This window comes from Cupriavidus sp. 21MJTG02-4, assembly GCF_057798975.1.
Genome location: NZ_JBYOJP010000002.1, coordinates 61,713 through 84,279 on the forward strand (window position 1 = coordinate 61,713; position 22,567 = coordinate 84,279).

Annotated in this window: 17 protein-coding genes; 13 read left to right on the forward strand and 4 right to left on the reverse strand. The window is 64.8% G+C overall.

Annotated elements, in window-relative coordinates; all coding sequences use genetic code 11:
• Positions 1 to 184 precede the first annotated feature (184 nt).
• The 4 genes from AC3FKH_RS03525 to AC3FKH_RS03540 all read left to right on the forward strand — a co-directional run bounded on the left by AC3FKH_RS03525 (position 185) and on the right by AC3FKH_RS03540 (position 4,236).
• Positions 185 to 1,906 carry a proline--tRNA ligase gene (locus tag AC3FKH_RS03525; protein WP_488672981.1) on the forward strand — a complete coding sequence of 574 codons (1,722 nt, stop codon included), beginning with the start codon at positions 185 to 187 and terminating at the stop codon, positions 1,904 to 1,906.
• A gap of 4 nt (positions 1,907 to 1,910) precedes the next feature.
• Complete coding sequence (locus AC3FKH_RS03530) at positions 1,911 to 2,636, forward strand: lytic transglycosylase domain-containing protein (RefSeq protein ID WP_488672983.1); 726 nt, start codon at positions 1,911 to 1,913, stop codon at positions 2,634 to 2,636.
• Positions 2,633 to 3,487, forward strand: a complete 855-nt coding sequence (locus tag AC3FKH_RS03535) for a 2OG-Fe(II) oxygenase (protein WP_488672985.1) — start codon at positions 2,633 to 2,635, stop codon at positions 3,485 to 3,487. Before AC3FKH_RS03530 ends, AC3FKH_RS03535 begins: the two co-directional genes overlap by 4 nt.
• A 122-nt stretch (positions 3,488 to 3,609) precedes the next feature.
• On the forward strand, positions 3,610 to 4,236 hold the full coding sequence (locus tag AC3FKH_RS03540) for a LysE family translocator (RefSeq protein WP_488672987.1): 627 nt from the start codon (positions 3,610 to 3,612) through the stop codon (positions 4,234 to 4,236).
• A 6-nt stretch (positions 4,237 to 4,242) separates the two neighbouring features.
• Here the strand turns inward: AC3FKH_RS03540 and AC3FKH_RS03545 are convergent, their stop codons facing one another.
• Positions 4,243 to 4,785, reverse strand: a complete 543-nt coding sequence (locus tag AC3FKH_RS03545) for a hypoxanthine-guanine phosphoribosyltransferase (protein ID WP_488672989.1) — start codon at positions 4,783 to 4,785, stop codon at positions 4,243 to 4,245.
• A 50-nt stretch (positions 4,786 to 4,835) separates the two neighbouring features.
• Positions 4,836 to 6,227, reverse strand: coding sequence for a signal recognition particle protein (gene ffh, locus AC3FKH_RS03550; protein WP_488672991.1), 1,392 nt, complete (start codon positions 6,225 to 6,227; stop codon positions 4,836 to 4,838).
• 93 nt (positions 6,228 to 6,320) lie between these two features.
• Between ffh and AC3FKH_RS03555 the strand changes: the two genes are divergently transcribed.
• The 7 genes from AC3FKH_RS03555 (at position 6,321) to AC3FKH_RS03585 (ending at position 16,671) form a co-directional block, all read left to right on the forward strand.
• Entirely contained in the window at positions 6,321 to 7,256 is a 936-nt protein-coding gene (locus tag AC3FKH_RS03555) for a cytochrome C assembly family protein (RefSeq protein ID WP_488672993.1), read from the forward strand.
• Positions 7,257 to 7,263: 7 nt separating this feature from the next.
• Positions 7,264 to 7,533, forward strand: coding sequence for a PP0621 family protein (locus tag AC3FKH_RS03560; protein WP_488672995.1), 270 nt, complete (start codon positions 7,264 to 7,266; stop codon positions 7,531 to 7,533).
• Positions 7,530 to 9,617 (forward strand): sensor histidine kinase, encoded by a 2,088-nt coding sequence (locus AC3FKH_RS03565; protein ID WP_488672996.1) that lies wholly within the window; start codon positions 7,530 to 7,532, stop codon positions 9,615 to 9,617. Before AC3FKH_RS03560 ends, AC3FKH_RS03565 begins: the two co-directional genes overlap by 4 nt.
• 25 nt (positions 9,618 to 9,642) lie before the next feature.
• Positions 9,643 to 11,256: a sigma-54-dependent transcriptional regulator gene (locus AC3FKH_RS03570; protein ID WP_488672998.1), complete on the forward strand. Its 1,614-nt coding sequence runs from the start codon at positions 9,643 to 9,645 to the stop codon at positions 11,254 to 11,256.
• The gene (gene ampD / locus AC3FKH_RS03575; RefSeq protein ID WP_488673000.1) at positions 11,253 to 11,864 is read left to right on the forward strand and encodes a 1,6-anhydro-N-acetylmuramyl-L-alanine amidase AmpD; all 612 of its coding nucleotides are present in this window, start codon (positions 11,253 to 11,255) and stop codon (positions 11,862 to 11,864) included. The genes AC3FKH_RS03570 and ampD overlap by 4 nt, the downstream gene beginning before the upstream one ends.
• Positions 11,865 to 12,383: 519 nt before the next feature.
• Entirely contained in the window at positions 12,384 to 15,323 is a 2,940-nt protein-coding gene (locus AC3FKH_RS03580) for a ribonucleoside-diphosphate reductase subunit alpha (protein ID WP_488673001.1), read from the forward strand.
• A gap of 160 nt (positions 15,324 to 15,483) precedes the next feature.
• Positions 15,484 to 16,671: a ribonucleotide-diphosphate reductase subunit beta gene (locus AC3FKH_RS03585; RefSeq protein ID WP_029048109.1), complete on the forward strand. Its 1,188-nt coding sequence runs from the start codon at positions 15,484 to 15,486 to the stop codon at positions 16,669 to 16,671.
• A 285-nt stretch (positions 16,672 to 16,956) separates the two neighbouring features.
• On the opposite strand, the gene AC3FKH_RS03590 is transcribed toward AC3FKH_RS03585, so the two are convergent.
• Together AC3FKH_RS03590 and AC3FKH_RS03595 are read right to left on the reverse strand one after the other, a co-directional pair.
• On the reverse strand, positions 16,957 to 18,705 hold the full coding sequence (locus AC3FKH_RS03590; RefSeq protein WP_488673003.1) for a hypothetical protein: 1,749 nt from the start codon (positions 18,703 to 18,705) through the stop codon (positions 16,957 to 16,959).
• Complete coding sequence (locus AC3FKH_RS03595; protein ID WP_488673005.1) at positions 18,702 to 20,279, reverse strand: AAA domain-containing protein; 1,578 nt, start codon at positions 20,277 to 20,279, stop codon at positions 18,702 to 18,704. Before AC3FKH_RS03595 ends, AC3FKH_RS03590 begins: the two co-directional genes overlap by 4 nt.
• Positions 20,280 to 20,325: 46 nt before the next feature.
• On the opposite strand from AC3FKH_RS03595, the gene AC3FKH_RS03600 reads away from it, so the two are divergent.
• Both AC3FKH_RS03600 and AC3FKH_RS03605 read left to right on the forward strand, forming a co-directional pair.
• Positions 20,326 to 21,426 carry a substrate-binding domain-containing protein gene (locus tag AC3FKH_RS03600; protein WP_488673828.1) on the forward strand — a complete coding sequence of 367 codons (1,101 nt, stop codon included), beginning with the start codon at positions 20,326 to 20,328 and terminating at the stop codon, positions 21,424 to 21,426.
• A gap of 44 nt (positions 21,427 to 21,470) precedes the next feature.
• On the forward strand, positions 21,471 to 22,493 hold the full coding sequence (locus tag AC3FKH_RS03605; RefSeq protein WP_488673006.1) for an ABC transporter substrate-binding protein: 1,023 nt from the start codon (positions 21,471 to 21,473) through the stop codon (positions 22,491 to 22,493).
• Positions 22,494 to 22,567 lie beyond the last annotated feature (74 nt).

Below are 22,567 nucleotides of genomic sequence, written 5' to 3' on the forward strand. Positions count from 1 at the left end.
TCGAATCCTTTAGAATTACGTCGATTATAAAGGATGCGCGCGGCCCGGCTCAGGCGGGGCCCTGCTGGTTTTCCCCGAGCGGGAAGGGCAGTTTCAGGCAGTTGCCGGCGCGTTCCAGTCGCTTATGCGCGGCATGGCTGCCGCCAATTCACCGGGATTCCCGGTTTCCAGAGAAGACATTCGGATGAAAGCCTCGCAATTTTTCATTTCCACCCTGAAAGAAGCCCCCGCCGACGCGGAAATCGTGTCGCACAAGCTGATGATGCGCGCGGGCATGATCAAGAAGCTCGGCGCCGGTATTTACAACTACATGCCGGTGGGCCTGCGCACGATCCGCAAGGTGGAAAATATCGTTCGCGAGGAAATGAACCGCGCCGGCGCCGTGGAATTGTCCATGCCCGTGATCCAGCCGGCCGAGCTGTGGCAGGAAACCGGCCGCTGGGACAAGATGGGCCCCGAGCTGCTGCGCCTGAAAGACCGCCACGAGCGCGATTTCGCCGTGCAGCCGACGTCCGAGGAAGTCGTCACGGACATCGCCCGCTCGGAAATCCGCAGCTACAAGCAGCTGCCGGTCAATTTCTACCAGATCCAGATCAAGTTCCGCGACGAGCGCCGTCCGCGCTTCGGCATCATGCGCGGCCGTGAATTCACGATGAAGGACGCCTATTCCTTCGACCGCGACGCCGAAGGCCTGAAGCAGTCGTACCAGAACATGTACGACGCCTATGTGCGCATTTTCCAGCGCTTCGGCCTGGAATTCCGCGCCGTGGCGGCCGATAACGGCGCCATCGGCGGTTCGGGCTCGCATGAATTCCACGTGATCGCCGACACCGGCGAAGACGCCATCGTCTACTGCCCGACGTCCGACTACGCCGCCAACATGGAGGCCGCCGAGGCCCTGCCGCTGGTGGCAGAGCGCGCAGCGCCCAAGGAAGAGCTGGTCAAGACCTTCACCCCGGAGAAGGTCAAGTGCGAGCAGGTAGCCGAATTCCTGAACGTTCCGCTGGAGCGCAACGTCAAGTCGATCGTGCTGGCCACGGAAAGCGACGCCGGCGTCCAGATCTGGCTGCTGCTGATCCGCGCCGACCACGAACTGAACGAGGTCAAGGCGTCCAAGGTGCCGGGCCTGGCCGAGTTCCGCTTCGCCACCGAAAACGAGATCGTCGAAGCCTTCGGTTCGCCCCCGGGCTACCTGGGCCCGATCGACATGAAGAAGCCGGTCAAGGTCGTGGCCGACCGCACCGTCGCCAACATGAGCGACTTCATCTGCGGCGCCAACTACCGCGACTACCACTTCACCGGCGTCAACTGGGGCCGCGACCTGCCCGAGCCCGTCGTGGCCGACCTGCGCAACGTGGTCGCCGGCGATGCCTCGCCAGACGGCAAGGGCACGCTGGAAATCTGCCGCGGCATCGAAGTCGGTCACGTGTTCATGCTCGGCACGCGCTATTCCGAGTCCATGAACGCGACCTTCCTCGACGAAAACGGCAAGACCCAGCCGATGCAGATGGGCTGCTACGGCATCGGCGTCACCCGTATCCTCGGCGCGGCGATCGAGCAGAACTTCGACGAGCGCGGCATCATCTGGCCCGCCGCCATCGCCCCGTTCGAGGTGGTGGTGTGCCCGGTCGGCTATGACCGCTCCGAGGCCGTCAAGGCCGAGGCCGACCGCATCCACGCCGAGCTACTGGCCGCCGGCGTCGACGTCATCCTCGACGACCGTGGCGAGCGCCCGGGCGTGATGTTCGCCGACTGGGAACTGATCGGCGTGCCGCACCGCGTGGTGGTCGGCGACCGTGGCCTGAAGGAAGGCAAGGTCGAATACCAGGGCCGCCGCGACGCCCAGGCGACCCAGGTGGCCGTGGCTGACCTGGTCGGCCATGTACGCAGCCAGGTCGGCAAGTAAGCCCATGCGCGCGGCCCGCCTGGTTCGCACGGCCGGCAGCCTGCTGCTGGCCCTGGCCGCCGCGGCCGCGCAGGCCGGCGCGCAGAAGGAAGAGGACCTGGCCGACTCGGTGCGCGGCGCGCTGGCGGCAGCCATTGCGGACTCGCGGCCGATACGCCCGGTCTTTGCATCGGGCGGCGAGCGCCTGGCCTATCTCAAGTGGCTTGGCGAGATGTCTCACCGGCTCGAAGGGCGCATCCCCGAGCCGCAAATGCGCGTGGAGCTGATCGAAACCGCGTATTACGAAGCCAAGCGTGCCGGACTGGAGCCTGCGCTGGTGCTGGGCCTGGTGCAAGTGGAGAGCAATTTCCGCAAGTACGCCATGAGTTCGGTCGGGGCGCGCGGGCTGATGCAGGTGATGCCGTTCTGGACCCGCACCATCGGCGACAACGATCCGCGCAAGCTGTTCCACCTGCAAAGCAACCTGCGCTACGGCTGCACCATCCTGCGCCACTACCTGGACCGCGAGCAGGGCGACCTGTTCCTGGCACTGGGGCGCTACAACGGCAGCCGCGGCCGCGCCGAATATCCCAACGCGGTGTTGGCTGCGTGGAAGCGCTGGCAATACTCCGAGGCGACGGTCACCGTCGCGGGCGATCCGGAAGTCGCCCCGACCCGGCCGCGCAAGCTGCTGCCCGAGGCGCCGGCGCGCAACCCGTTCTCCCCGCAGCGGGTGGCCAATCCGTCATGAGCACCGACACGCGTCCGGCCGTGGGGTCGCCGGGCTACGCCACCTCGTCGCCGGAGCTGGAACGCTGGCTGGCCCGGCATATCGCCGAGGGATTTGGCGCCGAGTCGCTGGTCCTGTCGATGCTGCGCTCCGGCTATGACACCGTCTTTGCCCGCGCCGCGGTGGCCACGGCCATGGGGCAGCGGCGTGCCGCGCCGGCCACTCCTACACCCAGTCCCGCACAGCACCAGGGCGAGCGCGAGATTCACGTGCTGTTCTCGCTGCAAGCACCGGCTATCCGCCTGTATCAACAACTGCTCAGCGATGTCGAATGCGATGCGCTGGTCGATCTCGCACGCGGACGGCTGGAGCGATCGCCGGTCATCAACCCCGACACCGGCGACGAGAACCTGATCGAGGCGCGGACCAGCATGGGCGCCATGTTCCAGGTCGGCGAGCATGCGCTGCTGGACCGCATCGAGACCCGCATCGCCCGGGTGACGGGCGTGCCCGCCGATCACGGCGAGGGTTTGCAGATCCTCAACTACAAGCCCGGCGGCGAATACCAGCCGCATTTCGATTTCTTCAATCCGAAGCGTCCCGGCGAGGCGCGCCAACTCCGCGTGGGCGGCCAGCGCATTGCCACGCTGGTGATCTACCTGAACACGCCGCAGGCGGGCGGCGCCACGGCGTTCCCGCGCATCGGCCTGGAGGTGGCGCCGGTCAAGGGCAACGCTGTGTACTTCAGCTACCTGCTGCCCGAAGGCCGACTGGACGAGCGCACCCTGCACGCCGGCCTGCCGGTGGAAACCGGCGAGAAGTGGATTGCCACCAAATGGCTGCGCGAGCGCCCATATCGCGCCATTGCGTAGAAACTGTCCCGCCAGACCACGGCATTCCGTCACGGCAGAATTCCGGCGAACTGTACCGGTACTGTACCGTTCGCTGTGACTAGACTGGCAGCATTCCCGCTGCTTCTTCTGGTGCTACTGCCATGGCTTTTCCTGACCTTGCCTCCGGTTCCGGCGTCTTTCTTGCGTTTGCGGCGTTCGCGCTCGTGTCCTCCATCACACCCGGCCCCAACAACACCATGGTGCTGGCGTCGGGGGTGAATTTCGGCTTTGCGCGGACCATTCCGCACCTGCTCGGTATCAGCGGCGGGTTTGCGCTGATGGTGGCGCTGGTCGGGCTGGGGCTTGGGTCGATGTTCTCGCACTGGCCGTGGACCTGGCAGGTGCTGCGCGTGGTGGCTGGGGTCTACCTGGTCTGGCTGGCGTGGAAGCTCGCCACTTCAGGCGGCATGCAGGACCGCCAGGTCGCGCGCCCGATGGGTTTCCTGAAGGCGGCGGCGTTCCAGTGGGTCAACCCCAAGGCGTGGGTGATGGCGGTGGGCGCGTGCAGCACCTATGTGCTGCACGGCAATGTGTGGCTGAACGTGCTGATGCTGGCGGGCATCTTCGCCGTCATCAACCTGCCGAGCGTGGCGATGTGGGCCGTATTCGGCTCGGCCCTGCGCCGCTGGCTGGCGCAGCCGCGGGTGCTGCGCGTGTTCAATGTGGGGATGGCGTTGCTGCTGCTGGCGTCGTTGTGGCCGATTCTGGGGGCGCACCACGCCGGCTGACGGCGCTTACATCAGCGCCCGGATCGTCCCCAGGTTCCGCCAATACCCCTTGGCATCCATCCCACACCCGAACACATACCGGTCCGGCACCTGGAACCCGCAGAAATCCGGGTGCATCGGCTTGAGCTTGGTCAGCGTCTTCTCGCACAGCACGGCGGCGTGGAATTCCTTGGCGCCCATGTCCATGATGCGCTGGCGGATCGCCGCCATGGTCTCGCCTTCATCCAGGATGTCGTCCAGCACCAGCACCACGCGATCCTTGACGGATTCGCGCGGCGCCACGCGCCATTGCATCTCGCCGCCCACGGTCTTGTTGTTGTAGCGGGACAGGTGGATGTAGTCGAATTCCAGCGGGAACTGCAGCTTGGGCAGCAGCATGCCGGTGAACACCACCGCGCCGCCCATCACGGACAGCACCAGCGGGAAGGCATCGCCCATTTTCTCGGTGATGTCCTTCGCCATGCGGTCCAGCGACAGCTGGACTTCTTCGGCGCTGACGATTTCCTCGGAGTTGGACCACAGTTCGCGGGCCTGTTCAGCGGTCATCATGATGTCTTTCCTGTTCTTGTCTCTTGCGGGGGTAGGGCGCCTGGCGCGGATCAGCGGTTGAAGAGGCCCTTCATGCCGCCTTTCATCGCGCCCATCTGGCGCATCATCTTCATCATGCCGCCGCCCTTGAGCTTCTTCATCATGCCTTGCATCTGGTCGAACTGGTTCAGCAGGCGGTTCACTTCCTGCACCGGCACGCCCGCGCCCGCGGCGATGCGGCGCTTGCGGCTGGCCTTGATCAGCTCGGGCTTGGCGCGCTCGGCCGCGGTCATGCTGTTGATGATGCCTTCCATGCGGGCCACCTGCTTTTCCGCCTGATCCATATTGGCGCCTTGCGCCTGCTGCGCGAACTGCGCCGGCAGCTTGTCCACCAGGCTACCGAGGCCGCCCATCTTCTTCATCTGGCCGATCTGGGCCTTGAAGTCTTCCAGGTCGAAGCCGCCGGTCTTCTTGATCTTCTTGGCCAGCTTCTCGGCGGCGTCCATGTCCACGCCGCGCTGGGCTTCCTCGACCAGCGCGAGGATGTCGCCCATGCCCAGGATACGCTGGGCCATGCGGTCGGGGTAGAACGGCTCCAGGCCGTCGAGCTTTTCGCCGACGCCCACGAACTTGATCGGCCGGCCCGTCACGTGGCGCACCGACAGCGCGGCACCGCCGCGCGCATCGCCGTCCAGCTTAGTCAGCACCACGCCGGTCAGCGGCAGCGTGTCATTGAAGGCCTTGGCGGTGTTGACCGCGTCCTGGCCGAGCATGGCATCGACCACGAACAGCGTTTCGGCCGGCTTCAGCTCGGCGTGCAGCGCGGCGATTTCCTGCATCATCGCCTCGTCGATACCCAGGCGGCCCGCGGTATCGACGATCAGCACGTCGTGGTAATGCTTGCGCGCCCAGTCCACCGCGGCGCGGGCGATGTCGACCGGCTTCTGCTCGGGCTGCGACGGGAAGAACTCCGCGCCCACCTGTTCGGACACCGTCTTCAGCTGGGCGATAGCGGCCGGGCGATACACGTCGCACGAGACCGTCAGCACTTTCTTCTTTTTGTTCTCTTTGAGCCACTTGGCCAGTTTGCCGACGGTGGTCGTCTTGCCGGCGCCCTGCAGGCCGGCCATCAGGATGATCGCGGGCGGCTGCACGGCCAGGTTCAGCTCGGCGCTCTTGGCGCCGGCGACGGCTTCCTCGCCGCCGATCACCGCGGTCAGCTCGCGCTGGACCACGCCAACCAGCGCCTGCCCCGGGGTCAGGCTGGCGACGACATCCTCGCCCAATGCCTTTTCCTTGACGCGGGCGATGAACTCGCGCACGACCGGCAAGGCCACGTCGGCTTCGAGCATGGCCAGGCGCACTTCGCGCAGCATTTCGGCGGTATTGGCCTCGGTCAGACGGGCCTCGCCGCGCATGGTCTTGACGACCCGCGCCAGGCGTTGAGTGAGATTGTCCAGCATGGCAGGAATGGGGGAAGAAAGGGCTGTGTTGCGGCCTCTGTTACCGGATCAGCCGCCCGCCACCGGCAGGGGGCACTAAGGTAAACTGCGCAAATGGTCATTGTACTGTATGCCCTGACGGCACTTCTCTATTGCGGCCTGGCTTTCCACGGCTGGGCCACGCGCAATCCGCGGCTGGCCGCGGCCGGCAGCCGGGCTAACGGCGCGGCCTCGGCCGTGCTGACCGCCAACGGCGGGCCGGCGGGCGGCAGCGACGCCCAGCCGGGCTGGTGGCACCTGCTGATGGCGGCCGTGCTGGCCAGCCACGGCCTGCTGCTGCACGAAACCATCTTCCCGGCCGACCATATGATGTTCGGCTTCGCCTTTGCGCTGTCGGCCATGCTGTGGCTGGGCGTGGGCATCTACTGGATAGAGAGCTTCTTCTTCTCGCTGGCCGGGCTGGGGCTGATCGTGATCCCGGTGGCGCTCGTCGCCAGCCTGATGCCGCTGGCGTTCCCGGGTTCGCAGATCCTGGGCTATGCCGCGCGGCCGCTGTTCAAGCTGCACTTCATCATTGCCAACGTGGCCTATGGCCTGTTCACGCTGGCCGCCTTCCACGCCTTCCTGATGCTGCTGGCCGAGCGCCGCCTGCACGGCTTCAAGCATGCGCCGTCGCGTCCCGGCAACGTCAAGCCCAAGGGCCCGGCCGAGCAGTGGCTGGGCCGCTGGCTGGACCTGCTGCCGCCGCTGCTGACGCTGGAAAAGCTGCTGTTCCGCCTGATCGGCGCCGGCTTCGTCCTGCTGACGCTGACCATTGCCTCCGGCCTGCTGTTCTCGGAGGAACTGTTCGGCCGCGCCTTCCGGCTCGACCACAAGACCGTCTTCGCCTTTATTTCATGGGCGATGTTCGGCGGCATCCTGGCCGGACGGCATTTCCGCGGCTGGCGCGGCCGCGTGGCGCTGCGCTGGGTCATCGCATCGTTCGGCATCCTGCTGCTGGCCTATGTCGGCAGCCGCTTCGTGATCGAAGTGATCCTGCACCGGCTCTGAGACCGCCATGGCAAGAATCTTCATCCTGCTGGCCGTGGTGCTGGGGGTCTTCTGGTGGCTGCGGTCGCGCGCCGAAGCCCGCCATGACGAAGCCCTCCGTGCATCCCACCCATCCCGACCGGCCGACGCCTCGGGCAACGGCAAGAGCAACCCCGAGGCCATGGTCCAGTGCGCCCACTGCGGCGTTCACCTGCCGGGCAGCGAAGCCATTGCCTGGCGCGGCCTGCACTATTGCCGGCGCAGCCACCTGCCGGACGACAGCGGCGACCGCGCATGATCACGGCGCGGCCGACGCATACCGCCCGGCTCGCCGCATGGCCCGGCTTCGCGCAACTGTGGCGCGCGCCCGAGCCGCCTGATTTCCACTGGCGCCTGCTGCGCTATTTCTGCTGGACCCGCATCGCCGTCGGCCTACTGCTGCTGGCCTTCACCATCATGCAGCGCGGCGCAGAGTCGCATGGCGCGTCGCTCGTGCTGCCGTTCCAGCTCGCCTTGCCCGCCTACAAGACGGCGGCCATGCAGCTTGCCTTGCCCTACCTCGGCATCGCGCTGGCCATGCTGGCCGGCACGCTGTGGCGGCGGCGCTTCCACCTGCGCGTGCGGCTGCAGGTGCTGGCCGACCTGGCCATGCTCGGCCTGATCTACGAGGCGCTCGGCCGCAACGGCCATGCCGACGGGCTGGCGATGATCTTCCTGCTGCCGGCGCTCGAGGCCGGCGCGCTCACCAGCCTGCTGTTCGCGCTGTTTGCCGCCTCGGTCTCGGCCCTGGTGGTCATGGCGCACCCGTTCGCGCTGACCATCCTGCAACGCCAGGCGGATGGCGGCCTGCTCGGCTCGGGCCTGTATGGGCTGGTGTTCATGATCGCGGCGCTGCTGATGTACATGCTGGCGTACCGGCAGGTCGCGCAGGAAAAACTGGCGCTCGCGCGCGAGCAGGAGTTGCGGCTGCAGCAGCTCGTGAACCGATTGATGGTCAACGACATGCAGGACGGCGTGATGCTGGTGCGTGCCAACGGCATGGTGGTGGCGGCCAACCCTGCCGCCGTGGTGTTGCTTGGCGTACAGCCGCATGAACGCGTTTATTCGCGCACCACGCGCGACAGCATGGGCGTGGAAGGGAGTCAGTCGGTGCTGTTCGACCTGCGCCGCATCCCGCGCCTGCAGCCGCTGATGGAAATGCTGCGCGACTGGGTGCGCAGCAAGGACGACGTGCCGCGCATCCTGCAACTGCTGCCCATCGTCTCGCGCTCCGCGCCGCCGGGGGGCGGCAACCGGCACACGCGGCTGCGTCTGCGCTTTGTGCTGCCGGGCCTGGCCGGGCTGCGCAATACCATCGCCAGCACGTCGACCCTGCCATCCAGCCTCGACACCGCCGCGTGGAACGAGCTGACGCCCGAAGTCGCGGCGCGCCTGCGCCTGGCCATCGCCCAGCAGGAAGCCATGGCCTGGTCGCCCGACGACGAGGCCCTGCTGCGCAGCGAGATGCGCGACACCGTGCTGGTCCATATCGAAAGCTGGGAGCGCATCGCCGAGCAGGTCCAGCAGGAAAAGCTCGCCGCCATGGGCCGGCTCGTGGCCAGCGTCGCGCACCAGATCCGCAATCCGCTGGCGGCCATCAGCCAGGCCAGCGAGCTGCTGGGCGACGGGGCGGGCATCGGCGGCGATGGTGGCGTGGAGTCGGATGTCGATGCACGTCTGCTACGCATCATCCATGACAACGTGCGGCGGCTGGACCAGGTCGTGTCCGACGTGCTGCAGCTGTCGCGCCGCCCGCGCACGGGCCGCAGCACCGCGCAGCTTGCGCAGGCGCTGCCCGAGATCGTCGAGCGCTGGCGGCTGGAGATGCGCTCGCGCCGGCCGCGTGCCGGCGACACGCGCCAGCCGGGCCGCGGCGAGATCAACCCGAATGCGGTCCGCCTCACGGTCGACGTGGCACAGCCGGTGGTCTTCGACACCTCGCAGCTCCAGCAGGTGCTCGGCAACCTGCTCGACAACGCGTGGCGCTACTGCAGCCGCCTGCCGGGCGCCATCCGCCTGCTCGCGCACGCGCTGGACCAGCACCATGCCGAGTTGATCGTCTGGAACGATGGCACCGAGATTCCGCGCGAACACCAGCGCAGCCTGTTCGAGCCGTTCTTTACCAGCAATGCCCAGGGCACCGGGCTGGGCCTGTTCATGGCGCGCGAGCTGTGCGGCGCCAACGACGCACAGGTCCGCTACGGCACCATCGCGCTGGATGACCTGCTCGCGCGCACCGGCCTGCTGGCTGCCCCGCGCGATACACTGCCCGCCAAGGCCTTCGTGCTGACGCTGCGCATCGACACCGGCGATGCAATGCAGGCAGACACGCAGATCCATTGAACTTCCGCACCTGACACGCCGCTCCATGCCACCCAGAACGCCCGGCCCTGACCCGATCCTCGTCATCGATGACGAGGCAGACCTGCGCGAGCTGCTGGATATTTCCATCCGCCGCATGGGGCATGACGTGGTGCTGGCCGGCTCGCTGGCCGAAGCGCGCGAGAAGCTCGCGCAGCGCCGCTACAGCCTGGTGCTGACCGACATGCGCCTGGGCGACGGCCTGGGCATCGAGATCGTGCGGCAGCTGTCGGTTTCGCCGGAACGCGTGCCCGTGGCCGTCATCACGGCCTACGGTAGCGCCGACAACGCCGTCGAAGCGCTCAAGGCCGGCGCGTTCGACTACATCGCCAAGCCGGTGTCGCTGGACCAGCTGCGCAGCCTGGTGATGAACGCGCTGGGCCGCCAGCAGGCGCGCGAAGACCAGGACGCCGCCGCCAGTGCCGATGCCAGCCAGGGCGCCGACCGCGCCGCCGCGCTGCTGCCCGGCCACTCGCCGGCCATGCAGGAGGTGCGGCGCTCGCTCTCGCGGCTGGCGCGCAGCATGGCGCCGGTGGTGATCAGCGGCGAATCGGGCAGCGGCAAGGAGCGCGCCGCACACGCCATCCACGCTACCAGCGCGCGTGCCGCGCATCCGTTCGTGGCGGTGAACTGCGGTGCCATCCCGGAAAACCTGATGGAGTCCGAGTTCTTCGGTCACGTCAAGGGCGCGTTCACCGGCGCCGACGGCGAGCGCGGCGGCTTCTTCCAGTCGGCCAACGGCGGCACGCTGCTGCTGGACGAGGTGGCCGACCTGCCGCTGGCCATGCAGGTCAAGCTGCTGCGCGCGCTGCAGGAGCGCCGCGTGCGCAAGATCGGCGCCAGCCGCGAAGATGCCGTCGATGTGCGCGTGATGTGCGCGAGCCACAAGGATCTCGCCGCCATGGTCGCGGCTGGCCAGTTCCGGCAGGACTTGTACTACCGGCTCAATGTGCTCGAATTGCGCATGCCGACGCTGCGCGAGCGTGCCGAGGATATCCCCGTGCTCGCGCGCGCCATCCTTGAGCACCTGGCCGTGCGCTATGGCGATCCGCGCCCGCGCCGCCTGTCGCAGGCCGCGCTGGAGCGGCTGGTGGCTTATCCGTTCCCGGGCAATGTGCGCGAGCTGGAAAACCTGCTCGAACGCGCCTACGCGTTTGCCGAGTCCGAAGATATCCAGGTGGCCGACCTGGGCCCGCTCGACGCCAATATGGAACGCGCGGCGCTGCGTGCGGCACCGTCGCCGCTGACCCCGTACACACCGTGGGCCTTCGGCGGGGTGCCGGCGGGCATCATGCCGGCCGAGCCCGCCCCGGTCCCCATGCCGATCGTGCCGCAGCAGGCTGCAGCAACGCCCGAGGCGGAAGCCGTGGCCGTGGCTGAAGACGCGCCCGATGCCGCCGAGCGTGCCTGCCGCGGCGTGGCGTTCCCGATCGATCTCCAGGCCCGGCTCGAGAATGTCGAGCGCGAGATCATCCTGCAGGCGCTGGCGCAAACCAGCTTCAACCGCACGGCCGCCGCGCCGCTGCTGGGTTTGAACCTGCGCCAGCTTCGCTATCGCATCCAGCAGCTTGGTATCCGCGATGGGCGGGACGAACGCGACGAAGGGGAGGGCGCGGCATGACGGCTCCGGTTTCCGGCCCCGTCCCAGCCAGCTTCCTGCCGGACGCCGAAGGCTGGGTGCCGGCCGCGCGCCGCGTGCCATCGCCCAATTACGACGAGCGGCCTACGGGCATGCCCGTCGACCTGGTCGTGCTGCACAACATCAGCCTGCCGCCGGGCCAGTTCGGCAGCGATGACATTGAAGCCTTCTTCCAGAACCGGCTCGACCCGGACCGCCACCCGTTTTTCGCCACGATCCACCAGGTGCAGGTGTCCGCGCACTTCCTGATCCGGCGCGATGGCGAACTCGTGCAGTTCGTGCCTTGCGGCAAGCGTGCGTGGCATGCCGGGCTGTCCGATTTCTTCGGCCGGGTCCGTTGCAACGATTTTTCAGTCGGCATCGAGATCGAAGGCGCCGACGACCAGCCGTTCACGGCCGCCCAGTACGCCACCACCGCCACGCTGGTGAAGGCCCTGCGCGCCACATTGCCGGTGCAGGCGATTGCCGGCCACAGCGACATCGCCCCGGGCCGCAAGACCGACCCGGGACCCCACTTCGACTGGGACCGTTTCGCGCGTCTCGCCGACGTTCCGGAAAACCTGTTACCCTTCCGCCCCTCGCACAGTTAAGGTGCTTGCGGGGCCGCCAAGCTGTTGCCACAGCACCATGTCGGCACGATGTCACATGCCAAATCCCCACGTCGGTGTGGGGCTATCGGACGCGCCGCCCGGATAAAAAAAATTTCCAAAAAATGTGCGTCTGCGAACGACTTGGCGCGATCCCTTGTCGTAGCGCGGTTCCCGGGAATGTGGCGCTGCCGCACTTGTCATCGGGGTGTCGCAACCACGCTTGTCAAGACTGGTCATCCGGATTTCTTTCACTATACTTAGCCCAGTTTTCCGCAGTGACCACTATATCTAGTAGTTCAACCGGGGAGCTGGCCTAGCAGTGAAGGGTTGCTGTCGCAGACGTGGCGATAGTGGTTGAAACCCTGATGTGGGGTCAGCGCATCACAAGAGTCCCTGGCGAAATGTTTAGCAAACGGCAGTCAGTCCCACCGCCAACCCTGTGCGGCAGGACACTTTCGCAGCCCATTTCGCCAGGGACTCTTTTGTCTCTTAAAACAGGCTAAAAAGACAGGAGTTCTTATGCAGACGGCCCAGAACGAAATCACCACGGGCGCAGCGGGCGCCGCCGGTATTGCAGGTACCGAGCAACAGGCCCCCGCGACCCAAGCCGGCACGACGAACTACCAGGATTACAAGATCATCCGCCGCAACGGCGCCGTGGTGGCGTTCGAGCCGTCCAAGATCAACGTCGCCATGACCAAGGCCTTCCTCGCCGTGAACGGCGGGCAGGGCGCGGCTTCCGCGCGTGTGCGCGAGATCGTCGAGCAACTGACGCACGCCGTGGTGCGCGCGCTGGTGCGCAGCCGCCCGAGCGGTGGCGCGATCCATATCGAAGACGTGCAGGATCACGTCGAACTGGCCCTGATGCGCTCGGGTGAGCACGAAGTGGCCCGTTCCTACGTGCTGTACCGCGAAAAGCGCGCCCAGGAGCGTGCCAGTGCCAGCGCGCAGGCCGTCGCCCGCGTGCAGGAAGCCGGCATCCAGTTCAACGTGAGCGACGCCGGCGTGAGCAAGCCGCTGGACATCGTCGCGCTGCACGCGCTGCTCGATAACGCCTGCGCCGGCCTGGGCAAGGCCGTCAGCGCCGAGCCGATCCTCAAGGAAACGCTGAAGAACCTGTACGAAGGCGTGCCGATGACGCAGGTGTACGACTCCGCCATCCTGGCCGCGCGTACCCTGATCGAAAAGGACCCGGACTACAGCCAGGTCACCGCCCGTATCCTGCTGCACACCATCCGCAAGGAAATCCTGGGCGCCGAAGTGACGCAGGCCGAAATGACCACGCGTTACGCCGAGTACTTCCCCAAGTTCATCGCCCGCGGTATCGCCGCCGAGCTGCTGGACGAGAAGCTGGCCACCTTCGACCTGGCCCGCCTGGGCGCCGCGCTGGACGCCGGCCGCGACTTCCAGTTCAACTACCTGGGCCTGCAGACGCTGTATGACCGCTACTTCCTGCACATCGAAGAGACCCGCATCGAGATGCCGCAGGCATTCTTCATGCGCGTCGCCATGGGCCTGGCCCTCAACGAAACCGACCGCGAAGCGCGCGCCATCGAGTTCTACCAGCTGCTGTCGTCGTTCGACTTCATGTCGTCCACGCCGACCCTGTTCAACTCGGGCACCCAGCGCTCGCAGCTGTCGTCGTGCTACCTGACCACCGTCTCGGACGACCTGGAAGGCATCTACGAAGCGCTCAAGGAAAACGCGCTGCTGTCCAAGTTCGCCGGCGGCCTGGGCAATGACTGGACCAACGTGCGCGCACTGGGCTCGCACATCAAGGGCACCAACGGCAAGAGCCAGGGCGTGGTCCCGTTCCTGAAGGTGGTGAACGACACCGCCGTGGCCGTGAACCAGGGCGGCAAGCGCAAGGGCGCCGTCTGCGCCTACCTGGAAACGTGGCACCTGGACATCGAAGAATTCCTGGAGCTGCGCAAGAACACCGGCGACGACCGCCGCCGCACCCACGACATGAACACGGCCAACTGGATTCCGGACCTGTTCATGAAGCGCGTGATGGAAAACGCCGAATGGACGCTGTTCTCGCCGTCCACCTGCCCGGACCTGCACGACAAGGTCGGCAAGGAGTTCGAAAAGGCTTACCTGGGCTACGAAGCCAAGGCCGCCAACGGCGAACTGAAGCTGTTCAAGAAGGTTCCGGCCATGCAGCTCTGGCGCAAGATGCTGGGCATGCTGTTCGAAACCGGCCACCCGTGGATCACCTTCAAGGATCCTTGCAACATCCGCAGCCCGCAGCAGCACGTCGGCGTCGTCCACAGCTCCAACCTGTGCACGGAAATCACGCTGAATACCAACGACAGCGAAATCGCCGTGTGCAACCTGGGTTCGGTGAACCTGGTGGCCCACCTGGCCAAGCAGGCTGACGGCTCGTACGCGCTCGACCACGCCAAGCTGCAGAAGACCATCCGCACCGCCATGCGGATGCTGGATAACGTCATCGACATCAACTACTACGCTGTCGAGAAGGCCCGCAACTCCAACCTGCGCCACCGTCCGGTCGGCATGGGCATCATGGGCTTCCAGGACTGCCTGCACGTGCTGCGCACGCCGTACTCCAGCGACGCCGCGGTGAAGTTCGCCGACACCTCGATGGAAGCCGTGTGCTACTACGCCTACCAGGCCTCCACCGAGCTGGCCGAAGAGCGTGGCCGCTACGAGACCTACACCGGCTCGCTGTGGGACCGCGGCATCCTGCCGCAGGACTCGCTCAAGCTGCTGGCCGAAGAGCGCGGCGGCTACCTGGACGTGGATCTGTCCAGCAGCATGGACTGGGACAGCCTGCGCGCCCGCATCAAGCAGCACGGCATGCGCAACTCGAACTGCATCGCGATCGCGCCGACCGCCACGATCTCGAACATCATCGGCGTGTCCGCCTGCATCGAGCCGACGTTCCAGAACCTGTACGTCAAGTCCAACCTGTCGGGCGAGTTCACCGTGGTCAATGACTACCTGGTGCGCGACCTGAAGGAACGCGGCCTGTGGGACGAAGTGATGGTTGCCGACCTGAAGTACTTCGACGGCTCGCTGTCGCGCATCGACCGCATTCCGCAAGACCTGCGCGACATCTACGCCACCGCGTTCGAAGTCGAGCCGACCTGGCTGGTGGAAGCCGCCAGCCGCCGCCAGAAGTGGATCGACCAGGCCCAGTCCCTGAACATCTACATGGCCGGCGCCTCGGGCAAGAAGCTGGACGACACCTACAAGCTGGCCTGGCTGCGCGGCCTGAAGACCACGTACTACCTGCGCACCATGGCTGCCACGCACGTGGAGAAGTCCACCGTGTCGCGCGGCTCGCTGAACGCGGTGTCGTCGGGCAGCGACAGCGGCTCGGCTCTGGACGCGGCCGCCGCATCGGCCCCGGCCATGCCGGAAGCGGAAGGCGCGGTCTGCACGATGCGCCCGGGTGATCCCGGCTTTGAAGAGTGCGAAGCCTGCCAGTAATCACGCAGTAGCGACCTAACGCAGTAACCAACCACCCCCGGGGTTTGCACCCCTTTCCCGCCAGCGGGAGAGGGGCCGGGGGAGAGGGCCGGCGCCACCACAGGGTGAGCCGTCATTTCTGACCACCGCGCCCCCCAATCGAATCACGGAGAACAACATCATGCTGAGCTGGGACGACGACGTTCAAGCCACCCCGCAGGCCGCACCGCAGCCTGCCCTGCAACCCGCTGCATCGGCTGCCACCGCTGACCAGCAAGGCGTCCTGCCGCCGAGCGCCACGCAAGCCGGCATCCTGGGCAACAACCCCAACGCCGCCGCCGCGCAAAGCAACCGCCGCGTCAACGCCGCCGACAAGCGCGTCATCAACGGCTCGACCGACGTCAACCAGCTCGTCCCGTTCAAGTACAAGTGGGCGTGGGAAAAGTACCTGGCCGGCTGTGCCAACCACTGGATGCCGCAGGAAATCAACATGTCCCGCGACATCGCCACGTGGAAGGACCCCAACGGCCTGACCGAGGACGAGCGCCGCATTATCAAGCGCAACCTGGGCTTCTTCGTCACCGCCGACTCGCTGGCCGCCAACAACATCGTGCTGGGCACCTACCGCCAGATCACCGCGCCGGAATGCCGCCAGTACCTGCTGCGCCAGGCCTTTGAAGAGGCCATCCACACGCACGCCTACCAGTACATCGTTGAATCGCTGGGCCTGAACGAAGCCGAGATCTTCAACGCGTACCACGAAGTGCAGTCGATCCGCGACAAGGACGAGTTCCTGATCCCGTTCATCGACACGCTGACCGACCCGTCGTTCAAGACCGGCACGCCGGAAAACGACCAGAAGCTGCTGAAGTCGCTGATCGTGTTCGCCTGCATCATGGAAGGGCTGTTCTTCTATGTGGGCTTCACGCAGATTTTGGCGATGGGGCGGCAGAACAAGATGACTGGGGCTGCGGAGCAGTATCAGTACATCCTGCGGGATGAGTCGCTGCACTGCAATTTTGGGATTGATTTGATTAATCAGATCAAGCTGGAGAATCCGCATCTGTGGACGGCTGAATTCAAGGCCGAGATCACGGAGCTGTTCAAGAAGGCGGTGGATCTGGAGTATCGGTACGCTGAGGACACGATGCCGCGTGGGGTGCTGGGGCTGAATGCGCCGATGTTCAAGTCGTATCTGCGGTTCATCTGCAATCGTCGGTGCCAGCAGATTGGTCTTGATCAGCTGTTCCCGAACGAGGAGAACCCGTTCCCGTGGATGAGCGAGATGATCGATTTGAAGAAGGAACGGAACTTCTTTGAGACGCGCGTTATTGAGTATCAGACGGGTGGGGCGTTGAGCTGGGATTGAGCTCGCTCTGCTGTTTTTAAGGACGAAAAATGGGAGCCGAGGCTCCCATTTTTTTGCTACGGACTCAGAAAAATCAAAGTGGCAGCTATCGATTGCGGATTCAGCGATTCAGCATTGAATTCCAGCGCACGCGTTTATCGCCGTGCTCGGCGCCCTCCGAGACGACGGCCGACTGTATCGGTAGGAATTCAGTCACTGCCGTCCAATAGCCGTTAGACGGTAGCGTTGCAAGTGGCTACGGGGCCGGCAAGGTTATGTCGATCACGTTCGCCGCCAGCGCTGGTTTCAGGTATCTATTGTATTGAACGCATCCCAGAGTGCGTTCGCAACGGTAGGCCCTCGGAACATCACACCGATCTGGCGTTTATCGTGTGTCGTGGAAAGGAAGTTGTAGCTCGATACGACAGCTACGTCGTCATAGACCAAAACCCGGGCATGCGTCCCTTCCCCGAGGCGAAGCGAGCCATCGACACCTTCGACCAATGCTTCAAGTCGACTTTGATCTTCGGTAGCCCAGCAATCTGCCTTGGGGGTCCTGCCGGTTACGAGGGAAAACTGAAATTCAGGCACCGGGTTTCTCTTGGCCAGCCAATCGAGCTTTCCACCACCGCTGCTGGGGTTCCCCGTGGCACTACGGTTGAGCTTGTGACTAGTCACAAGAAGTCGCTTAGCGGCGTTCACAAGTCCCTCTCGGAGAAGCTCGGCGTGACTTTCATCGTAGAGTACACGTACCTTCAGCACTGCGACATCATCGCCCGTTGGGGAGCATGGGGCCTTTTGAGCAAGGCTTAGCCCAATGTTGCGCCATCGAAGGGCGACACCGTTCAACTGTTGGCCGCGGGCGTCGAGCCACCCTGATAAGGTCGTGCAGATGTTACCGACTAACCGTGGATCGTTCAGTCGGGCGCCGACCTCTGATCCAGTGCATTCGGCCGAAGAGCCGTTCAATCCATAAAGCCAATTGTAGCTGCCGACGATAGCTTGGTAAGAGCCGTCCTGAGCATCCCACACCAGAATCTTGGCGTCCGAATTGAGTGCTTCTTCATTGACAGTCAGGTAATCACCCGAGCCGTCGGATAATGACTTACGCATCTCCTGCAGCCACTTTCTAGTCGTTTTTGCATGAGATTCTCCGACTTCATCAAGGGAAGGAAGACCCCAAAGAACATCTACGCGCACGCCGCGATCAATCGCTGCTTTGATGGGCTCCTTCAGCTTGGTCAGGACCGTTTCCGAAACATGTGCCGACAAGATGAGTAAACGGCTGTGGGCCTGCTCGATGGCTTGGGCTAGCACCTCTTCATGGGCTGAAGCCTTAAGTAGTAGCTGAGATACGTCGACGCTGACCTCGGTCCAGAGTGAGTCATCTTGTTCACTTTTGCGGTCGAGCTCCGGTGCCGCATAGCTGATGCCCGTGCGCGTTTCAGCCTCAGCCTGAAGTAGTTGCTTAAGGTGGCTCCACTGACTCGGCAGACCGGAGACGGATCCCTTGTCAACCGTCACCTTGAAACTGATGCCATCGCGTACGGGGACGATGGATTCCACCGAGTGAAGATGCTTGCGGTCCTTCCTGAGTCTCTGAATAAGGAATTGCTCGATCTCTCCATGTGGGATGCCGCCTCGAACGTCTGCAGATTGCACGTCGGCCTTTTCGCGGTTGTAACGAATTATTTGCCCTGGAGCTATACGCCCTGTCAGGTCCTCACGCAGGAAAGTCATTTCGTCGGTGCCATCCACCCGCTCTCCGAAGGAGGTCATGCCCTGGGCCAAGCTTCGCTCTCCAAATTCAGTGAGTCGGAACCCGCTGCCACTGGTGTCCAGCGCAAGCAAGGCCATATCCATTAGGTCCACCAAGCACTCGACCAACAACCTTTCGGGAAGTTGGAAAATGGGTTTTAGGCTATCGACGGAGCTGGCACCAGAGGTGATTGCCTGCATCACCATGCGGTCCAGTTCCGTGACGGGGCGCAGGGTACCAGCCCGGAATTTGACCCGAATTTCGGTAAGAGGAACTCGTATTTCCGTGCGTGTCATCGCAGTGCCTCCTCCACAGAAATCTTCAAGGCTCGACCATCCTTGAACATAACGTTGAGCTCTTCGAGCGTCTTCTTGAAAGGCCCGTAATCGGGGTCGTTGTAATTCCCCTGCGCATCCGTCTCAGATGAAACCGCATCCGCACAGGCAGAAATGTAATCCCAGCACCCAACGACAACCAGCATGCGTCTCGGGCGGGAAAGCATTACGTTCAACCGATCTGGTTGGGTAATGAACTTGATGTCGGTTGCTGCCGGCACGCCTTGCGCCCGAAGTTTGTTACGCACAAGGCTGACCACAATGATGTCTGCCTCGTCGCCCTGGAAAGAATCGACCGAGTACGCTTTGTACTTGCCCGGATCAAGGCCCTGCGCACTGCCGAACTGGCAACCTGCCGGCGCCGGAATGGTGCTTCTGTTTATCTCATTCTTCTGCATGTTGTACGGGGTGAGAATTGCAATGGTGTAAGGCTTCGATGGGGAGTCATCCGCCACCTTCGCCATTTGCAAGAGGCGAGAAATGGCTTGCTGCTCGCTGCTGTTGGAGTAGCCCTTTCTCTTGGTCTCCTTGTTCTCTTCCGCCCAGGGTGTATCCAGCCAGATCAGAGATTTTTCGGCAAGCCAGGATGGTGCAACAAAGGGATTGCAATGGTCCGCGTCGGGGCGGCCTTCCGCATCGGCGGTCGCATTGCCCACCTCGCCGTCGTAAAAGACGGTGGAGTTCAAGTCGCCAATGACTGGCGGCATCCGGTATTGGCGTGTCAGTAAGCCTGCCGAGGCGCCGATGGATTTGCCTTGGGTGACATCATTGAGCTTACGGCGATCTTCAAAGACTTTTGCGAAGCTGGCGAGCCAGCTGCGGGCAAAATTCGCAAATGAGTTTACCCAGTCCGGATCAGAATCAAATTTCGCTTTTAGCCATTCGATGTCGATAAGGCGAGCATTGCCAGGCCGATTTCCCAGCTGTTCTAGTGTGTTGATGACACCCTCGTTAATTGCGTCGCTTCCCGTTAGACGGTTGAAGCAATCGGAAAACTCCCCGTATAGGAAGGGACGCAGTTGCTTGTGATCGCCGAGCAGTAGCCAGCGATGGCCCGCTTGGAGCGGCAGGGCAAGATCGAAGCCGTGAGTTTTTCCCGCCTCCTCAATGATGGACCAATCAAACGAGTGCGCCCCCTTTGCTAGTTCCTCTAGGTCGCCGGAACTAGTCGTGCAATACGTGATACTTGCCCCGCGTTGAACCAGTTCCAGTAGGGAGTATCGCAATGCCTGAAGGTCTTCCGGCCACGCATCGCCTTCATTGGATGCTTCCTCAAGCAACCGGAGCCACCTGTCACGGTTACTCTCATACGGATCACCAACCGCCTGCTGCGTCCGATTGCGGATTGCGTTGATAGCGGTACGCATCAACTCGTCGACAAGTTCCCTGGCGTGGTCATTTCCATCGCGACGATTCAACCGGATGGCTAGTGGGTGCTCCTCTGCCGGAGCATCCTTGTATGCCTGGCGAATGACCTTGTCGAGCAGCACGTCCACTGCGGCATGATCCTTGGCCGTGACGAGGATTTGTGCCATAGGGTCGTCCTCCAGTATCTGCCGCAATAGAACGCGAAGACACCTCATCGATGGCAAGCCTGAAGCCAGGCCCGACAGCGGCGGCGCGACGCTGCTGGACGTGGCCCAGGCCGCGCGCGTGTCGCTGGCGACTGCGTCGCGCGTCTTCAGTACGCCCGCCATGGTGCGCGACAGCACCGCACAGCGTGTGCTCGACGCGGCGCATAAGCTGAGCTTTCGCCCGAACCTGCTCGGCAGCAAGCTGCGCGCCCAGCAGTCGCGGATGATCGGCGTGATGCTGCCGACGATGGACAACGCGGTTTTCGCCGAATGCTGGCGCGGGATCGAGGAGGCGGCGCTCGCCGCCGGCTACTCGCTGATGCTGGTGACGAGCGGCTACGACCCGGCGCGCGAGCGCGAGCGCGTGGAGTACCTGCTGCGCCATCGCGTCGACGGCTTGGTGCTGACGGTGGCCGATGCCGCCCGCAGCGCGGTGCTGGACCAACTCGACGCCGAAGGCGTGCCCTATGTGCTCGCGTACAACCAGGCCAGCGCGCGCGGCCGGCGGCATTCGGTTTCCGTCGACAACCGCGGCAGCGCCTGCGCGGGCGTGGAGACGCTGATCGCGGCCGGGCACCGGAGCATCGTCGTGGTTTCGGGCGCCTTCGTCGCCTCGGACCGCGCGCGCCAGCGCTTTGCCGGTTACCAGGACGCGATGCGCGAACACGGGCTGGAGCCGGTCCCGGCACTGTGCCTGCCGTCGCACACGGCCAGCAACGCGGCGCAGATCCGCGCGCTGATGGACGGTAACGACGCTCCCACCGCCTTCTTCTGCACCAACGACCTGCTGGCGCTTGGCGTGATCGCCGACCTCGGCCGGCTCGGCCTGCGCGTGCCAGCGGACGTGTCCGTGCTCGGCTACGACGGCATCGCACTCGGCAGCGTGGTCGAGCCGACGCTCGCGACCGTGGTGCAGCCCAACACCGATATCGGCGCCCGCGCCGTGCGCCATCTGCTGGCGCGGCTGACGGCCGCGCCCGACGACGCGCCGGCGCCCGCGCGCGTGACGCTGCTGCCGCACGCGCTGCGCGTGACCGGCACCATCGCGGCGCCGCCGGAGCGTGCGAACCCACGTATCGCCGCCGTGCGTATCCGGCGTACCCCATAACCCAGCGTTTCCCACACCGACTGTTGCCAACCAAGGAGCCTCTCATGCAACCGTTCTCCGCCTGGCGCCGCCCGCTGCGCCGGATCGCCCTGATGTTCGCCGCCGCGGCCTTCAGCCACGGAGCCTTCGCGCAGACCGCCATCTGCTACAACTGCCCGCCCGAATGGGCCGACTGGGCCGCGCAGATCCGCGCCATCAAGGAAAAGACCGGCGTTACCGTGCCGCTGGACAACAAGAACTCCGGCCAGTCGCTGGCGCAACTGGTGGCGGAGAAGGCGAGCCCGGTCGCCGACGTGGTCTACTACGGCGTGACCTTCGGCATCCAGGCGAAGAAGGACGGCGTGACCACCCCGTACAAGCCCGCGCACTGGAACGACATCCCGGACGGCCTGAAAGACCCGCAGGGCAACTGGTTCGCGATCCACTCGGGCACGCTCGGCTTCATGGTCAACGTCGACGCGCTGCGCGGCAAGCCCGTGCCGCAGTCGTGGGCCGACTTGCAGAAGCCCGAGTACAAGGGCCTGGTCGGCTACCTGGACCCGGCCAGCGCGTTCGTGGGCTACGTCGGCGCCGTCGCCGTCAACCAGGCGCTGGGCGGCACCTTCGACAACTTCGGCCCCGCGTTCAAGTACTTCAAGGACCTGCAGAAGAACCAGCCGATCGTGCCGAAGCAGACCGCCTACGCGCGCGTGCTCTCCGGCGAGATCCCCATCCTGCTCGACTATGACTTCAACGCCTACCGCGCCCGCTACAAGGACCACGCCAACGTCGCCTTCGTGATCCCGAAGGAAGGCACGGTCGTGGTGCCCTACGTGATGAGCCTGGTCAACAAGGCTCCGCATGAGGCCGAGGGCCGCAAGGTGCTGGACTTCGTGCTGTCGGATGCCGGCCAGGCGCTGTGGGCCAATGCCTACCTGCGCCCGGTGCGCAGCAGCGCGGTCTCGAAGGAAGTCCAGGCGCGTTTCCTGCCGGCTTCCGAGTATGCGCGCGCCAAGCCGGTCGACTTCGGCCGCATGGCGGACGTGCAGAAGGCCTTCAGCGATCAGTACCTGAAGGAAGTGCGCTGAGCACGCGCTGGCGATGGTCGGTCGTTCCCGCGCGCCGTTCGCGCGGGGACGACGCCACGGCAAGGCCCCCTCCC

What these genes read in the sequence shown, in the direction of transcription:
- AC3FKH_RS03525 (WP_488672981.1), top strand. Translation starts at nt 185, where the DNA reads ATGAAAGCCTCGCAATTTTTCATTTCCACCCTGAAAGAAGCCCCCGCC.
- AC3FKH_RS03530 (WP_488672983.1), top strand. Translation starts at nt 1,911, where the DNA reads ATGCGCGCGGCCCGCCTGGTTCGCACGGCCGGCAGCCTGCTGCTGGCC.
- AC3FKH_RS03535 (WP_488672985.1), top strand. Translation starts at nt 2,633, where the DNA reads ATGAGCACCGACACGCGTCCGGCCGTGGGGTCGCCGGGCTACGCCACC.
- AC3FKH_RS03540 (WP_488672987.1), top strand. Translation starts at nt 3,610, where the DNA reads ATGGCTTTTCCTGACCTTGCCTCCGGTTCCGGCGTCTTTCTTGCGTTT.
- AC3FKH_RS03545 (WP_488672989.1), bottom strand. Translation starts at nt 4,785, where the DNA reads ATGATGACCGCTGAACAGGCCCGCGAACTGTGGTCCAACTCCGAGGAA.
- ffh (WP_488672991.1), bottom strand. Translation starts at nt 6,227, where the DNA reads ATGCTGGACAATCTCACTCAACGCCTGGCGCGGGTCGTCAAGACCATG.
- AC3FKH_RS03555 (WP_488672993.1), top strand. Translation starts at nt 6,321, where the DNA reads ATGGTCATTGTACTGTATGCCCTGACGGCACTTCTCTATTGCGGCCTG.
- AC3FKH_RS03560 (WP_488672995.1), top strand. Translation starts at nt 7,264, where the DNA reads ATGGCAAGAATCTTCATCCTGCTGGCCGTGGTGCTGGGGGTCTTCTGG.
- AC3FKH_RS03565 (WP_488672996.1), top strand. Translation starts at nt 7,530, where the DNA reads ATGATCACGGCGCGGCCGACGCATACCGCCCGGCTCGCCGCATGGCCC.
- AC3FKH_RS03570 (WP_488672998.1), top strand. Translation starts at nt 9,643, where the DNA reads ATGCCACCCAGAACGCCCGGCCCTGACCCGATCCTCGTCATCGATGAC.
- ampD (WP_488673000.1), top strand. Translation starts at nt 11,253, where the DNA reads ATGACGGCTCCGGTTTCCGGCCCCGTCCCAGCCAGCTTCCTGCCGGAC.
- AC3FKH_RS03580 (WP_488673001.1), top strand. Translation starts at nt 12,384, where the DNA reads ATGCAGACGGCCCAGAACGAAATCACCACGGGCGCAGCGGGCGCCGCC.
- AC3FKH_RS03585 (WP_029048109.1), top strand. Translation starts at nt 15,484, where the DNA reads ATGCTGAGCTGGGACGACGACGTTCAAGCCACCCCGCAGGCCGCACCG.
- AC3FKH_RS03590 (WP_488673003.1), bottom strand. Translation starts at nt 18,705, where the DNA reads ATGACACGCACGGAAATACGAGTTCCTCTTACCGAAATTCGGGTCAAA.
- AC3FKH_RS03595 (WP_488673005.1), bottom strand. Translation starts at nt 20,279, where the DNA reads ATGGCACAAATCCTCGTCACGGCCAAGGATCATGCCGCAGTGGACGTG.
- AC3FKH_RS03605 (WP_488673006.1), top strand. Translation starts at nt 21,471, where the DNA reads ATGCAACCGTTCTCCGCCTGGCGCCGCCCGCTGCGCCGGATCGCCCTG.